This window comes from Streptomyces acidiscabies (assembly GCF_020010905.1).
GTDB classification, from domain to species: Bacteria; Actinomycetota; Actinomycetes; order Streptomycetales; family Streptomycetaceae; genus Streptomyces; species Streptomyces acidiscabies.
Genome location: NZ_JAGJBY010000001.1, coordinates 5,265,202 through 5,280,019, shown reverse-complemented (window position 1 = coordinate 5,280,019; position 14,818 = coordinate 5,265,202). Strand labels below are relative to the sequence as shown.

General features: G+C 68.2%; 17 protein-coding genes. 11 read left to right on the top strand and 6 right to left on the bottom strand.

The window, feature by feature from the left end; genetic code table 11:
- Positions 1-62: 62 nt before the first annotated feature.
- Both J8M50_RS23985 and J8M50_RS23980 read right to left on the bottom strand, forming a co-directional pair.
- Positions 63-362 carry a hypothetical protein gene (locus J8M50_RS23985; RefSeq protein ID WP_010361025.1) on the bottom strand — a complete coding sequence of 100 codons (300 nt, stop codon included), beginning with the start codon at positions 360-362 and terminating at the stop codon, positions 63-65.
- A gap of 63 nt (positions 363-425) precedes the next feature.
- Positions 426-935, bottom strand: a complete 510-nt coding sequence (locus tag J8M50_RS23980) for a nucleoside-diphosphate kinase (RefSeq protein WP_010361026.1) — start codon at positions 933-935, stop codon at positions 426-428.
- 410 nt (positions 936-1,345) lie between these two features.
- On the opposite strand from J8M50_RS23980, the gene J8M50_RS23975 reads away from it, so the two are divergent.
- The 11 genes from J8M50_RS23975 to J8M50_RS23925 all read left to right on the top strand — a co-directional run bounded on the left by J8M50_RS23975 (position 1,346) and on the right by J8M50_RS23925 (position 10,946).
- Positions 1,346-1,981, top strand: coding sequence for a hypothetical protein (locus J8M50_RS23975; protein ID WP_223786255.1), 636 nt, complete (start codon positions 1,346-1,348; stop codon positions 1,979-1,981).
- A 346-nt stretch (positions 1,982-2,327) separates the two neighbouring features.
- A complete protein-coding gene (locus J8M50_RS23970; RefSeq protein ID WP_010361028.1) occupies positions 2,328-2,705 on the top strand; it encodes a hypothetical protein in 378 nt (125 codons plus the stop codon).
- Complete coding sequence (locus J8M50_RS23965; protein WP_010361029.1) at positions 2,702-3,379, top strand: DUF6875 domain-containing protein; 678 nt, start codon at positions 2,702-2,704, stop codon at positions 3,377-3,379. Before J8M50_RS23970 ends, J8M50_RS23965 begins: the two co-directional genes overlap by 4 nt.
- Positions 3,310-4,152: a protein kinase family protein gene (locus J8M50_RS23960; RefSeq protein WP_010361030.1), complete on the top strand. Its 843-nt coding sequence runs from the start codon at positions 3,310-3,312 to the stop codon at positions 4,150-4,152. Before J8M50_RS23965 ends, J8M50_RS23960 begins: the two co-directional genes overlap by 70 nt.
- Positions 4,149-4,613: a GNAT family N-acetyltransferase gene (locus J8M50_RS23955; protein WP_010361031.1), complete on the top strand. Its 465-nt coding sequence runs from the start codon at positions 4,149-4,151 to the stop codon at positions 4,611-4,613. The genes J8M50_RS23960 and J8M50_RS23955 overlap by 4 nt, the downstream gene beginning before the upstream one ends.
- A gap of 301 nt (positions 4,614-4,914) precedes the next feature.
- A complete protein-coding gene (locus J8M50_RS23950) occupies positions 4,915-6,153 on the top strand; it encodes a helix-turn-helix domain-containing protein (protein WP_010361032.1) in 1,239 nt (412 codons plus the stop codon).
- Positions 6,154-6,261: 108 nt separating this feature from the next.
- Positions 6,262-6,702, top strand: a complete 441-nt coding sequence (locus tag J8M50_RS23945; RefSeq protein WP_010361033.1) for a hypothetical protein — start codon at positions 6,262-6,264, stop codon at positions 6,700-6,702.
- The gene (locus J8M50_RS23940) at positions 6,702-6,896 is read left to right on the top strand and encodes a hypothetical protein (protein WP_010361034.1); all 195 of its coding nucleotides are present in this window, start codon (positions 6,702-6,704) and stop codon (positions 6,894-6,896) included. The genes J8M50_RS23945 and J8M50_RS23940 overlap by 1 nt, the downstream gene beginning before the upstream one ends.
- A gap of 130 nt (positions 6,897-7,026) precedes the next feature.
- Positions 7,027-8,019 carry a hypothetical protein gene (locus J8M50_RS23935; protein ID WP_010361035.1) on the top strand — a complete coding sequence of 331 codons (993 nt, stop codon included), beginning with the start codon at positions 7,027-7,029 and terminating at the stop codon, positions 8,017-8,019.
- Positions 8,020-8,160: 141 nt separating this feature from the next.
- Positions 8,161-9,582: an amino acid permease gene (locus J8M50_RS23930; protein WP_010361036.1), complete on the top strand. Its 1,422-nt coding sequence runs from the start codon at positions 8,161-8,163 to the stop codon at positions 9,580-9,582.
- Positions 9,582-10,946 (top strand): glutamine synthetase family protein, encoded by a 1,365-nt coding sequence (locus tag J8M50_RS23925; RefSeq protein ID WP_059048453.1) that lies wholly within the window; start codon positions 9,582-9,584, stop codon positions 10,944-10,946. The genes J8M50_RS23930 and J8M50_RS23925 overlap by 1 nt, the downstream gene beginning before the upstream one ends.
- 201 nt (positions 10,947-11,147) lie before the next feature.
- Here J8M50_RS23925 and J8M50_RS23920 read toward each other — a convergent pair whose 3' ends face one another.
- The 4 genes from J8M50_RS23920 to J8M50_RS23905 form a co-directional block, all read right to left on the bottom strand.
- Positions 11,148-11,507: a WD40 repeat domain-containing protein gene (locus J8M50_RS23920; protein ID WP_075662175.1), complete on the bottom strand. Its 360-nt coding sequence runs from the start codon at positions 11,505-11,507 to the stop codon at positions 11,148-11,150.
- A gap of 294 nt (positions 11,508-11,801) precedes the next feature.
- Complete coding sequence (locus J8M50_RS23915; protein ID WP_010352985.1) at positions 11,802-12,167, bottom strand: hypothetical protein; 366 nt, start codon at positions 12,165-12,167, stop codon at positions 11,802-11,804.
- 74 nt (positions 12,168-12,241) lie between these two features.
- A complete protein-coding gene (locus J8M50_RS23910) occupies positions 12,242-13,819 on the bottom strand; it encodes an IS1380 family transposase (protein ID WP_233450445.1) in 1,578 nt (525 codons plus the stop codon).
- Between the two features lie 169 nt (positions 13,820-13,988).
- Positions 13,989-14,815 (bottom strand): IS5 family transposase gene (locus tag J8M50_RS23905; RefSeq protein WP_370516800.1). Its coding sequence is split into 2 segments (ribosomal slippage): positions 13,989-14,456 and positions 14,459-14,815, totalling 825 coding nucleotides; the frame shifts between segments, so codons are not numbered across the junction.
- Positions 14,816-14,818 lie beyond the last annotated feature (3 nt).

The following is a 14,818-nucleotide window of genomic DNA, read 5'->3' as shown; positions in this document are numbered from 1 at the left end:
GGTGGGGCCTGGAGGTCCGGCGGGTGGCGGTATTCAAATAGAGCGGGGCGGACGAGGGACCGTCAGGCGATGTCGCCGAACCGGTCCCGTACGACGCCGTCGTGCAGGTAGTTCGGGAGCAGCACCCCGCCCACCGACACGCGCCGGGTGGCGACCTGCTCCAGGGAGTCGCTCGGGAACCCCTCCAGCAGGCGCAGGCACTGCTGCACCCACTCACGCGAGGTGTTCCACTCGGCGGCGTCGCGGTAGCGGACAGCCAGCGCGTACGCGGTCTCGGCCGCCGTCCAACGGTCGGTGCCGATCTCCCGCTGGAAGCAGGTCTCCAGCTCCTCGACGGAGGCGACGCGGGTTTCGCCGGTCATGGTGCCCTCTCTCACGTGGTGGTGTTCAACGCGGCGACGGCACGCCGGTGACGCGAACGGCCGTCAGTAGGTGAAGAGTTCGGCGAAGGTGCGGTAGTCGTGCAGCTCGTCCTTCTCGAACCACAGACCCACCTCCATCTCCGCCTCCTTCTTGTTCCCCGAGGCGTGCACGAGGTTGGCGACCGCTTTGCCGGAAGCGGCGCTCGCGGCCCGGCTGTGGTGGGAGAAGTCGCCGCGGATCGTGCCGGCGGGGGCCTCGTTGGGGTACGTGCTGCCGACGATCTTCCGTACGGTGGCCACCGCGTCCGCGCCCTCCAGCACGAGCGCGATGACCGGGCTCTGCTGCATGAACGTCGCGGTGAGGTTGTAGACCTCGGCGCCGAGCCGCTCTTCGAGGTCGAAGTAGTGCTTGCGCGTGAACTCGGCGTCCATCTGCTTCATCTTGACGCCGACGATCTTCAACGCCGCGTCCTCGAACCGGGAAATGATCTTTCCGGCGTATCCACGCACCAACGCGTCCGGCTTCAGCAGTACGAGAGTGCGCTCCACCGGCTGTTCCTGTTCCTGGGTCATCGTTTCCCTTTCGGCTTTCAGGCAAGCGATATGACGGACTTTCAGCTTGTCATCGACCCGGGATCACCGGGGCCGGAACAAGTGCTCCGGAGCGGAAACCGAGAACCCCTGGCTGAGCCCATCAGCCACGCAGGGCCGCGTAGTCCCCAACCGTGCTGCCCTGCGTGGCCGTGCAGTGAGAATCCCACCGGACAACGCCCGTGAACGGACAGATTGTCCGTGTGCTTCTCACTCGACTCCCCACACGAACGACCCTCACGTGATAGAGGGTCAACTTCTTTGACTACCAAGGAAGTTGAATTGGAAATGGTTGAAGTGTGGTCACGCCTCAACACAGTTGAGCGCGTAGCCCTACTCACTTGAGTACACGTACTCAAGGCGAAGCTGCGGCTGGCTCGAAGACTTGGCGCATGAGACAAACCTCTGCCTCGGCGGACACGGCCACCCGCTCCCCGCGCCACCCGCACCTCATGCTTGCGATGGCAGCACTCGCCGCCCTGGCGCTCACCGCCTGCGACACCGAGCAGACAAAGGCCGACCGATCGCAAAGCAGCCCCGCCGCCGTCGCCGAGGCTCGGCCCGCAACGGCCTTCACAGAGATGCTGGGCAAGGTCGCGCAACAGTGTCCTGCGAGCGCTCCGCCGGAGGGTCCGCCAAGCGGTCCGGCGGAGACGTCGGCCACCGTGGAGACACCGCCGAGCGACGCGATCGAACCGATCGCCCCCACGGCGGGACCGGAGGTTGAGCTGAACGCCCGCGACTGGTGCGCGGGCAATCTCCACGAAGAGCGCATCGCCCAAGCGCTCTGGAACCTGGCGGAGCCCACCCCCACCAAAGTCAGGGCGATCCTGAACGACCTCGGCTACATCGACGAACGCATCCACGATCTCAAGCAGTCCGGTACGACCACGCGGTTCTTCCTCGACCTCCGTGACCAAGGCGGACGGCTCTGCCTGGACGGCTCGGCAGCTGGCGAGGAGACCGTCGTCGACAAGTGCGTAGCCTCCGTGACCGGCCCATTCACGCCTGGAGAACGAAAAGGGTGACGCCCGGCTTCAGGCTCCTGAACGACGCCGCCGGGAGGCGTTGTCGCTTCTTATGGGCAAGCTCCTCAAGCGAAACATCACTCCTCTCGACTGGTCAGTGCGCCACACCGGTCTGTCAAGACTCCCCGCGCCCGAACGGTACGGACAACTTGTCCGCGCACCGGCCCTCGCGGGCTGGAAAGGTTCCTGGCCGGCGGGGTGGCGATCTTCCGGGCGGTGCCGCGAGCCGTCCGGAAGGCCGTCACCACGTTCACACCGCCGAGTGCCAGGAGCCCTCACGAGCGGTTCCCGGCACTTCTCTCCGGTCAGACGAAAAGGAGTCCGCGTGCTTTCTGTGGAAACCCCCGTGAGGACTGAGCTGGGCAGGTTCTTCGAGGTCTCGGCCCGGCAGTTCGCCACCGATCAACCTGTACCCGAGATGTTCTCGGCCGCCGTCGACGCGGAGTGGCACCTGCTCCTGAACGCCCCCGGGTACGCGGCGTTCTGCGCCGAGCACGCGGGCCGGCTGGTCGGCCACGTCGAGAACTCCGGCTTCGGCAAGGTCACTTGGGTCGACGCGTACGAGGAGATGTTCGGCCCGCTGCCGCAGGTGTGGTTCACCGACGCCGACGGGGTACTGAACGAGCAGGCGCTCGCGCGCTACCGGGAGACCGGCGAGGTATGGGCGGAGTGGGACTGCACCCCCCTCCCCAGCGACGACGTCGTACCGCCCGTTGCCGGATGACGACCGGCCCACGAACAGGAGCGCCCCGGACCCCCGTCGGGGCGCTCCGCCTCGTCGAGGCCCAGACGACCGAGCCCCGCACCGTGGACATCGCGGGGTACGTGGACGCGGTGTCGGCACACTGCCCCTACCTCGCACCATCCGTACGCCGTGGCCTGACCACCTGGACGGTCTACGAAGTCGCCTGCGACGACCGCGAGTTCGCCGAAGCGGGTCTGTTCCACGCGGGCGTCCAGGCGGCGGAGTGGGTCCGCCCCCTCGCAAGCCGTCCGCACGGCGCGCTGGTGTGCGAGAACGTCGTCCTCCTCGGGGACACGGGCCGTCTTCTGGACTGGCCGCACTGGGCGCTGAAGCACCTGTACGGTCCGGTCGGCCTGATGATCGGCAAGTTCCACCACGGCGAAGAACGGCTCGACCGCGAGGACCTCCCCATCCCTCCTCCGCCGTACTCGTTCCTCCCCGTCCGCCCGGCCGTCCGCGTCCGAGACCCCCGTTTCCTCGCGGACACGCCCGATCTCGCGGACGCCCTCACGGTCGCGGTGGACGATGGACGGGACGTCTTCGCCCAAGCCCAACTCCCTCACGACTGGCAGGCGGTAAAAGCATGGTCGCGTTCCCTCCCTGTCCCGCAGAGGCCCGCGCCGCCGCGCAAACCGCCTGCGGAGGCCCCGTAGAGCTGAAGGAGCTGACGAACAGGCGGGGTTCGGCGGTCTGGAAGGCCACCGGACCCACCGGCGCAGTCGCGGTGAAGACCGGCTACGACGACGGCGTGAGCGTCACGATGAGGGAGGCGGCGATGCTGACGGCCCTGCCCGGCCACAAGGTGACCGCCGGCGGATACGACGGCGGGGCGTGGCTGGTCACCCCCTGGCACGACGGCCCCTCGACCTGGAAGACCTTCACGGCAGTACGAGCGGGCGACGGCGACCGCGCACCGGCCCTCCGTGCGGCAGTCGAGCTGTGCCGGGCCGTCGCCGACCTCCACGCCTCCGGCTGGATCCACGCCGACCTCCAGCCCGCCCACGGCATCCATACCCCCGACGGCATCCGCCTCATCGACTTCGCCTGGTCCCGCCCCGAACCCCACGGCCCGGTCGACGGCTACCGCGGCGGCATCGTCCACCTCATGGCCCCCGAACTCGCCGTCGCCGCCCGCGACAAGCAACCGGTCCTCGCCACCCGGCACAGCGACGTGTACGCACTGGCAGGCGCACTGTGGACCTGCGCATCGGGAGCCTGGCCGCTCGACTACCAAGCCGCAGGCATCGACCGCCAGGCCGTGAGCCAGGACGGCATCCGCGACGCCATCGCCACCGGCCAACTCCCCCTGACCCCACCCACCTGGCCCGCGTTCCACAACGCCCTACACCCCGTACTCACCGCACCTCCCGAACACCGGCCGACAGCAGCCGAGTTGGCGCAGATCCTGTGTGCTGTCCAGGCGTGATCTCTCTCCGCGAGCTGCGCCCGGACGACGCACCTGCCGTCCTGCGCATCTACAGCGAACCGTCCGTACGCCACCTGTCGAGACCGGCCATGACCGCCGCCTCGGCCACCGCATGGCTGACGGCATGCCTGGCCGAACAACGCACGATCCCAAGGACGTTGCACTGCTTCGGCATCGACCGCACCGGCGACCTGATCGGCGTGATCAAACTCCGCACCGAGGGAACGACCGCCGCCCTCAGCTACATCCTCCGTGACGACGCCTGGGGTCACGGCCACGCGACCACGGCGGTGACCCTCGTCCTCGACTTCGCGTTCAGGACCCTCCGCCTGACCTCGGTCAACGCCAAACACCACCCCGACAATCACGCGTCAGCACGAGTCCTGACCAAAACCGGCTTCACCCGCACCGGCCACTGCACCTACATCCGGCCCCTCAGACCGGCCACGGTGCGTAGCTGAATGGGTCTCGTCGGCAGCGAGAACAGACCGGAGATGCACACAATCTGTCCGTAGGAACTTTCCGGGAACCCCTTGACGACCGGCGCGCGAACTCCCCTCAAAACTGACCTATTTCACACGAATAACACCGCTTTAACCTCTTCACGAACACGCGATGCGAGCCCTCGTCCCGGCATCCACAGCCTCCACCGCCACGACGCCCCGCCGTCGATCCCGTTAACGCTCGGCAACCACAGGCGCGGGACAACTCCCTTTCCGTACCCTGATTCGAGTCCTCCATCGCGAAGGGAAAGAACCACCGATGAGTGAAAACCTGACGCTGGGACGCCGACTCCGCACGGCACGCAAGACCCGCCAACTGTCCGCCGCCCAGCTGGCGCAGAAGGTCGCGGTCTCCCCGAGCTACATCCAGAAGCTGGAGTCCGGCGCGCGGAAGGCTTCACCGTCGCTGATCCTGGCGCTCGCCAAGGCGCTGCGCTTCGGCCCGGAGGTACTGACCGGCCAGCCGTACTACGGGGAGCCGGAGGCGGAGGACCGCGTCCACGCCGTCATCCCCGAACTCCGCCGTCTCCTGCTCTGCTACGACAGCCCCGACGACCTGGAGATCGCACCGCGCTCCCTCGCGGTGCTCGCCTCGGAGGTCGATCAGGTGGCGACACTGCGCCGCGATGCGCGGTACGCGCCGATGGGCCCCCTGCTCCCGCCGATCATCACCGAACTCACGCACGTAGCTCTCAACAGCCGGGGCGAGGAGCGCAGCAAGGCGTTCTGGCACCTGGCCCGCGTCTACCGCGCGGTGAACTCCCTCGCGCACAAGATGGGACACCACGACCTGTCGAGTACGGCACTGGAGCGGGTCCGCTGGGCGGCGGACCGTTCCGACGACCCGCTGATGCAGTTCACGGCCGGCTACCTGGTCAGCGGCGCGATGCTCCGCCAGGGCGCCTACACCACCGCGCGCCGCAAACTCCTGCAACTGCGCGGGGAGTTGGAACGCCTCCAGCCGGAACGCTCGTACTCGGACGACGCTCTCGCGATCGACGGCGCGCTGCTGCTGAAGCTGGCGGTCCTGGAGGCACGGGAGAACAACGCGGACCGCGCGGACGCCTACCTGCGGGAGGCCGAGCAGGTGGCGGCGCTCGCAGGGAACCGGGACTCACTGGCGTACGAGATGTCCTTCGGCCCGACGAACATCCGTATCCACGAGGTCCACGCGATGATTGACATGGGCGACACGGAACAGGCGCTCGCCCGCCTCACCGAGTGGTCCCCGGCCTCCGGGAGCGAGTGGGTGCCGCCGGTGACGACCGTCGGGGAGCGGTCGAGTCACCACTTCATCGACGTGGCGTCGGCGAAGCTGGTTGCCGGGGACAGGGCGGGCTCCTTCACCGATCTCAAGCGGGCACGGAAGGTCGCGCCGAACCACACCCGCTTCCACCCGTCCGTCCGGGAGACGACAGCGGCGCTGCTCAGGGTCGAGTCGCACCCATCCAACGAGCTTTCCACGTTCGCGAGTTGGACCGGCCTAAGCTCAACCTGAGCCGTTGTCAAGGCTCTTGAGGAGCGGACCCTACGGACTATCTGTCCGCGCACCGAACTCGCTGAATGGAATGGTCTCTTCACACATAGTGGTGAGGAGGCCATTTTCATGTATGACGTCAATCCCGCGGCCAACTTCCGTCCGCCGCGCTGGATGCCCATCGGGGAAGAGTCCGAGCTGTGCTCGGTGGGCGTGTGGTGGGACGTCGTCCGCGCTGGGGAGGCCGTGGGCCGCCGCGCGATCGAGATCCTCCGCAAGAACCGCGAGCCCCTCGGGCCGGTGATCATGGACTTCGGGGGTGCGGAACCCCGGCTGTACTTCCTGGTCCCCGTCGGTACGGCGGCGGACTGGACAGAACCGGAGACAGTCGCGCTGGGCCCCAACTGCCACGTCGTCGTGCCGTCCGCCGAGACCACGACGCCGCCGGGGATGCACTGGTACGTCCCCGCGAGTGGACCGAGGACGCTGACTCTTCCCGCATCCCTGCGCCGCGCGCTGATCCAGGCCCGCGCCGAACAGCGCGGCCCCGCAGGGGAATCGACCCCCTGATGTCCCTGAGCATCTCCTTCGCGCTGCTCTTCGGGATCCTCGTCTTCGTCCTGATCCGGGGCAAGACAGTGAAGCCCGGCCCCGCGACCGTCTGCGTGCTCTTCGGCTTCTTCCTCGCGAGCACCTCCATGGCCCCGAGCATCAGCCAGCTCGTGACGAGCTTCGCGGACGCGATCAGCAGCCTCCGCCTCTGAACCCCCTCGCACCTCCCCCCCACCCCTGCCCGAGGTCCCCCATGCCACCGACGCTCGATTCCCACCACCCCGCACCGCCGCCCGTTGCACCACGCCGCCCCCGCTGCTCTCATCATGGGAAGGCAGACTGATGCGCCTCGTGTACCACCCGGCCGGCCACGACGACGAACTCCGCGTGGCCCTCGTCGAGTTGGAGGCGGGCCGTTGGAGAACAGCACGGGAGCTGCTGCTCGCCACGGGAACGCACGGCGCGCTGCGGACGTCGCGTACGCAGGCGCTGGCCGTGGCCGCCGCGAGGTCGGACGTGGTCGGCGTATGGCTGCGCGAGGAACCCCACCACTACGACGCGCACCTCATGAACGCGCGGGTGGCCGTCGAACGGGTCCTGCGCGCACACCGCCAACACCACCCCCGTACCTGGGAGTTCGAGGCGGACGCGCGGCGCGAGGTCCTGGCAGCGGCCCGCCGGGCGCCGGACGACCCTGTCCCGTGGGTGTGCCTGCTCGCGCTGGCCCAGGTCGACACGCGCCAGCAGTACTACGAACACCGCGCCCCTGCCCCCGAGTTGATACTCCCGACCGGCCCGTGGGGAATCCTCGACCAGGTCAACCAACGCGACCCCTACAACCGCGAGGCGTACCACCGGATCGTGCAGTTCCTGCTCGCCCGCGACGCCCTGCCCACCGCCTCCCAGGCCGCCGTCTTCGACCTCGGCCGCAGCGTCGTCTCCCAACAACCTCTGGGGTCACCGCTGTTGCTCCTCCCCGCGTACGCACTCGTCGAGCAGCGACGGCGCATCGAGGTGGACCTCCTGTGGCGCAGCCAGTGGCAGAAGGAGCCGTTGGTCGGCTACAGCCTCAACGCGTTCCGCAACTGGTTCCACCGGGCACCCCCCACCCTGCGGTCGGTGGCCGACCTGAGCCTCCTCGCCTACGCGCTGTGGGCCGGCGCCAAGTACCAGGAAGCCGCCGAGGTGTTCGCGGCACTCGGCCCGTACGCCTCCCACGAACCCTGGTCGACCGTGTGCGAACGCACCACAGGACCCGACCCTGGTGAGGCGCTCCTCCTGCGGGCTCGCGCGGAGTCCCTCGGCTACGCACGCCGCGCTGCGCACCGCTTCTGATCTCTATTGGCATGAACCTGACCATCCTGTTCCACGATTCCTGGAGGTGGACCTGTGAGTCCCAACCGCCATGCCGCACAACGAAAATCCGATGACGCCTATCTGCGGGAACTGGGATACGAACCCGTCCTCACCCGCCGGATGGGACCCTTCGGAAACTTCGCCGTCAGCTTCAGCGTGATCAGCGTCCTCAGCGGCTGCATGACCCTGTACGGGTTCGGCATGAACACCGGCGGCCCCGCCGTGATGCTGTGGGGCTGGGTCGCCGTCGGCGCCATGGTCATGTTCGTCGGCGCCGGACTCGCCGAGGTCACCTCCGCTTACCCGACCTCGGGCGCGCTGTACTACCAGGCCGAGCAGCTCGGCGGCCGGAAGTGGGGCTGGTACACCGGCTGGCTGAATTTGCTGGGCCTGCTCGGCGCAATCGCTGGCATCGATTACGGGTGCGCCCTGTTCACTGGGGCGCTCTTGAACCTCCAGTGGGGGTTTGAGCCGACGCCGGGGAAGATCATGCTGATCTTCCTGTGCATCCTCGCCCTGCACCTCACGCTGAACTGGTTCGGGGTGCGCCTGGTAAGCATCCTCAACAGCATCAGCGTCTGGTGGCACGTCGGCGGCGTCCTCGTCATCGTCGGCGCGCTGGCCATCGTCCCCTCCCACCACCAGTCGGCCGGCTTCGTGTTCGGGGAGTTCGTCAACAACACCGGCTGGAGCAGCCCGGTCTACGTCGCGCTCCTCGGCCTGCTGCTCGCGCAGTACACGTTCAGCGGCTACGACGCCTCCGCGCACCTCAGCGAGGAAACCACCGACGCCCAGGTCTCCGCATCGCGCGGCATCATCCACGCGATCGGCTGGTCCTGGCTGGCCGGGGCCGTCCTCCTGGCCGGACTGACCTTCGCGATCCAGGACTACGCAGGAACCGTCGGCACCGAGACGGGGGTCCCTCCGGCTCAGATCTTCCTCGACGCCCTCGGCCTCACAGGGGCAAAGCTGCTGCTCCTGGTCGTGATCGTCGCCCAACTGTGCTGCGGCAACGCCGAGACGGCCGCCGCCTCCCGCATGGTGTTCGCGTTCTCCCGCGACGGCGCACTCCCCGGCTCCGCCCAGTGGCGGCAGCTCGACCCCCGCACCGGCACCCCACGCAAAGCCGTCGCACTCGCCGTCGTCTGCGCCGCGCTCCTCGCGCTGCCCAGCCTCTACAGCCCGGTCGCCTACGCGGCGATCACCAGCATCAACGTCATCGGGATCACGCCCGCGTACGCCATCCCGATCTTCCTGCGCGTCAAGAACCGTCACCGTTTCCGGCCCGGACCGTGGAACCTCGGCAGCTGGGGCGTGATCGTCGGCATGGTCGCCGTCCTGTGGGTCGTCTTCGTGACCGTCCTGTTCTGCCTCCCCCAGACCAACCCGGTCTCCGTCGACACGTTCAGCTACGCGCCGATCGCCCTGCTCGTCGTCCTCGTCCTGGCCTGGGCCTGGTGGCGCAAGCAGGGCAGCTCGTACGAGGTCCCGGCCAGCAGCTCCGACCGCTCGGCGTCGTCCTACGAGAGCGAGATCGTCTGATGACGGCCACCGTGAACAACACCCCCCTCAAGCAGGAGAAGACCCTCCCCCTCGCCGACCTCGTCACGGCGGGGACGATCGACACGGTCCTGCTCGCCCTCCCCGACCTCCAGGGCCGCCTGAAGGGGAAGCGCTACGACGCGGGCCACTTCCTCACCCGCATCGCGGACCACGGCGCCGAGATGTGCGCCTACCTCCTCGCCACCGACGTCGACATGAACCCCGCCGACGGCTTCGCCCTCACCTCGTGGGACACCGGCTACCAGGACCTCCCCGTACGCCCCGACCTGACGACCGCACGCGTCGTCCCGTGGATGCCGCGCACCGCGATCGTCCTGGCCGACGCCATGACCCCTGAGGGAACCCCCGTAGAGATCGCACCCCGCCACATCCTGGACCGCCAACTCACCCGCCTCGCCCACCACGGCCTGCACCCCAAGACCGGCATCGAGACGGAATTCGTCCTCTACAAAGGCACCCACAACCAACCCGGCCACCACCCCCTCCACCCCCTCACCACCGAGAACCTCGACTACGCCCTCGACCACAACCCCACCTCCGACCGCTTCTTCCGCCGCCTCCAACGCGCCCTCGCCAAAGCCGGAATACCCGTCGAAGCGATCAAGACCGAAGCAGGCCCCGGCCAGATCGAAGTGACCTTCCCCTACGGCCCCGCCCGCGACGCCTGCGACAACCACCTCCTCTTCAAACACGCCGTCCGCACCCTCGCCACCCGCTCCGACCTGACCCCCACCTTCATGGCCGCCCCCGAAACCGGCCGCGCCAACGGCCTCCACCTCCACCTCTCCCTCTGGTCCAACAACACCCCCCAACTCAACGCCCCCGACGGCAACCTCTCCGACACCGCCCGCCACGCCATCGCCGGCCTCCTCACCGCCCTCCCCGAACTCGCCCCCTTCTACGCCCCCACCACCAACTCCTACAAACGCTTCACCCCCGACTCCTTCGCCCCCGCCACCTTCAACTGGGGCCACGACAACCGCACCTGCGCCATCCGCGTCATCGGCCACGACGACACCCTCCACCTCGAAATCCGCGTCCCCGGAGCCGACGCCAACCCCTACCTCGCACTCGCCGCAGCCCTCGCCGCCATCACCCACGGCATCGACCACAAACTCGACCCCGGCCCCCCGGAAACCGGCAACTCCTACCGCACCCACCACATCCCCGTCCTCCCCACCCTCGCCGACGCCCTCACCGTCTTCGAGGACAGCACCCTCGCTCGCAACGCCTTCACCACGGACGTCATCGACCACTACGCCCACCTCGCCAAACTCGAACTCGACCACGAACGAACCCACGTCACCGACACCGAACGACTGCGCTGGCTCACCCGCGCCTGACGCAGCACTGTTCATCCAAGTACCTGGCCCTCGCGCTCATTCGCGCGAGAGCCTCAGCGGTGAAACCCTGCGCATCGGTTCGGGAACTCGGCTGACCGTCCGGAGAAGGCCCCGGCGATCTCGCGGACCAGGTCATGTACGCGGCAAGTGCGGTCCGTGAAGGCGAGCCGTCCTGCCGATTCATCGGCGGGACGGCTCTGCTCAGGTGTTGTCGCAGGTCTGGTGGTACGGGATTTCCGGTAGGAATTCTTTCCACTGGGCCGGGGTCAAGTTGCGAGCGACGGCCTGGCAGGTGAGGGCGGTGGTGTGCCGAGGGTCGGTGGTCCACAGGATCACCGAGCGGTCCATGCCGGCGAAGGCGAGCGTGTGGCCGTCCGCGCTGAAGGTGACTGCCATGACCGGCTGGGTGTGGCCGGTGAGGCGGGCCCGCAGGCTCCTTCGGGCGACGTCCCAGAGTTGCACGGTGTGGTCGGCGCCGGTGAGGGCGAGTGCGTGTCCGTCGGGGGCGAAGACGACGCCGTCGATCGCACTGTTGTATCCGGTGAGCAATAGGATCCCCAACCCCTGAAAACATCTCAACCACGCCTGAACGGCAGAGTCCGTGGAGAGCCCGGTACTCGGAGACGAGTACGCCGGGTTCGGCGAGCGGCATGGAGAAACGGACCGGTGGCAACACCGGCACCGCGCTCCGTGCCGACTCAACAGGCACCCCCAAGGGGGGGTCTGACTGCCCGTCATTTTGGGGGTGCCGCGTAACTGGCAAGCGCACCATGCACGCTCCGTGGCGCACCTGTGACACGAGCGCGCCCCATCGCCCATTGGTGACGGGGGCTCGCCGAGATTCGCCCGTAGAACCTACGGGGTCACCCTGTATGCGTGGCAGTCAGCGCAACCCTTGATGTATGCCCACCGGAACTTGCCGTTGGGGCTGGTCCGAGTGATCGACGTCGGGTCGTTGCTCCAGTCGCCCAAGCTGTCGCCCATCATGCGGAGCCAGACGTGGCCAGCGCACCAGGCCGCCCCGTCGAGGGGGTTATCGGTCTTGGTGGCCACAGCCTTCGTGGAGGTGAGGGTGAGCGTGTAGATGTTGTTGCACGAGCGCTCGTACTGGAACTTGCCCGGCTTGTCGATCAGAATCGTGTCGGCGGCGAAGGCGGGCGTGGTAGCCAGTGTGAAGGCCGCGGCTGCGGCTCCGAGGACCGTCGCGGCGCGCTTACGCATGAGGGCTTCTCCTCGTGTTCGGTGGTAGTCGGTCAACCGCCACCAAGGTAGGAGGCCGGACACTCACGGAGTACCTATAACTCTTCAGGGTGCACCGGGAGTTCGCATAGGTCGGCCCGGGGCGCGGTGGGGTGGGGTGGGGTGGGTTCTATTGATCCTCGCAACACCCTGGAGTTCAGGGAGTTGCGAGGATCGTGGATTTTGAGGAGTTGAAGGCGAGGTTCTTCGAGACGTTGGACCGTGAGGACGGCAGTGTCTCCGGTGCTGCGCGGGCGGTCGGGGCGAATCGTCACACGGCGGCTGCGTGGGCGCGGAAAGCCGGTGTCCGTGGTCGTGGTAAACCAGGCGCGAGCGAACATTCCGGTAGGGCGGAGTACGACCGGCTTCGCGTGTCCGGGGTGCGACGGCGGGACGCCGCAGCACAGGCCGGTGTCCACGAACGCACTGCCGAGGACTGGGACCGCGGCATCCGGAAGATCGGCGGCGATGTTCGCGGCGAGCATCCAGCCGCGGTTGACCTCCCACGATTGCGAGGGCAGGTTGTCCAGCCCCATGGCCTTGTTGGTGCGTACCCGGTCTTCGACGCCGGCGTGGGAGCGGTGCAGCACGTCCAGGAACTGGGCGTGGCCCGAGCCGGCGATGCCCCACATGTGACGGATGTTGGTCGCGGTGACGCAGTAGCGCCAGCCCGTCTTCCTTTCGAACTCGGTCAGCTTCTTCAGATGCCGCCGGGCCGGACGGACCCGGCGCACGATCAGCCGCATGCCCTCGGGCCAGCCCTCGCGGGTGTTCAGCCCGGTCAGTTCCGCGACGAAGTAGCCTTCCTGGAGGCTGCCGTCCTGGTGCACGGAGGTCTCCCAGGCCATCCCGGGCAGGCGGGCGATGGCTTTCTCGTCGTCTTCGGTGATCTTCCAGCCGACGGTGTAACGGACCGTGCGCCGTGTGGTGTTCAGTGCTTCGAGATGTTCGAGCAGCCCGTGGGTGGCCCCGGCGCCGTCGACCCGGATGAGGATCTTCGCGGCCGACGATCCGGGGATCTGTGCGAGGGCGTCGGCGAGCACGGTGATGTGGTCGGCCACCGTGTTCGCTCCGGCGTTGCCCGGCCGCAGCAGCATGGCCAGGGACTCCGTGGTGTTCGCGCACCACGCGGCCAGCGGATGAAATCCGTACGTCTTCTTGAAGGTGACCGCTGCCCCGGCCTTCTTCGAGGCGGAGGTGATGACCGTCGCATCGAGGTCGATGACGATCCAGCCGCGCAGCCGCTTGCCCGCCACCGTCAGCCAGGGGAAGCCGCCCGGCCGCAGTTTCAGCAGGCCCCACACGTGCCTGCGCACTCTCGCCCGCGCCTTGGCGATCTTCGCCAGGGTGGCCTCGTCAAGCGCGGCAAGAGCACGGCGGGCCGTCGAGTCCGATGCCTCGGGCCCGGACAGCGGGCGATGGTGAAGCTGGGGCTGCTCGGCCTCCGACAGGTTCGACGCCCCGAGCACGATCGCGACCGCCAGGTGCACCAGCACCTCCGCCCGGCCCCGCCAGCCGGCCACCGTGCTGGACGGCAGCACCTTCGCCAGCGCCCCCGTCAGCCCGGTGCGGTCAGCGCACCCACGCAGTAGCACCGCCCCGGCATGCCCGACCAGCCTCTTCCCGTCAGCCACCACGGACAGCCGACGGTCCCACCCTGCACGCTCAACCACCGGAAAGGTGCCTTGCTCCCGCAGCGGATATGACCTAGACACTCACATCCTTGCAGGTCAACGGCACCTTTCTGCTATCGGGGCGTCAGACAGCCCAATTCCGCTGAATAGCCAGGGCTAAGAGGTTGTCTCACGTGGTGAGTTTCGCGAGCTTCTTGTAGCAGGTCAGGGCGGCTGCGAGGCCGAGGAAGGCGAGGAAGTGCGATCCCTTCCGCTCGTATCGCACGGTGAGGCGGCGGTAGCCGAGCAGCCAGGCGATGGACCGTTCGATCTTCCAGCGGTGCCGGCCGAGTCGCTCGCCGGACTCGATGCCCGGACGTGCGATGCGCGGGACCAGGCCCCGTTCACGGAGCCAGGCCAGGTGGTCGGCGGAGAAGTACGCCTTGTCCGCGCGGATCTTGACGGGACGTCGTCTTCGTGGTCCGCGCCGCGAGCGGACGGCGGGTATCGCCCGGATCAGCGGCTTGAACGCCTGGCTGTCGTGGAGGTTCGCGCCGGACACCGCGAGGGCGAGCGGGATGCCCTGGGCGTCGGACAGGACGTGCAGTTTGCTGCCCTTCTTGCCGCGGTCGACCGGGTTCGGCCCGGTCAGTGATCCCCCCTTTTCGCACGGACGGAGGCCGCGTCGATGATCGCCGAGGTCCAGTCCAGCTCACCCCTGGCGCCGAGTCGGTCGAGCACGGCCCGGTGCAGCCGGCGCCACAGGCCGGCTTCGGTCCAGGCCGTGAACCGGCGGTGCGCTGTCGCCGGGGACGTACCGAACGTCGGCGGCAGGTGCCGCCAGGCACACCCGCTGGTCAGTACGTACACCACCGCCGTGAACACGGCCCGCTCATCACGCGGAGCGGTCCCGCCTCCCTGCGGTCGAGCGACGAACGACGGCAGCAACGGGGCGACCAGCTCCCAGAGTTCATCAGGAACCAGCCGCTTCGACAGATCGGCAGTCACGACCGACATCAT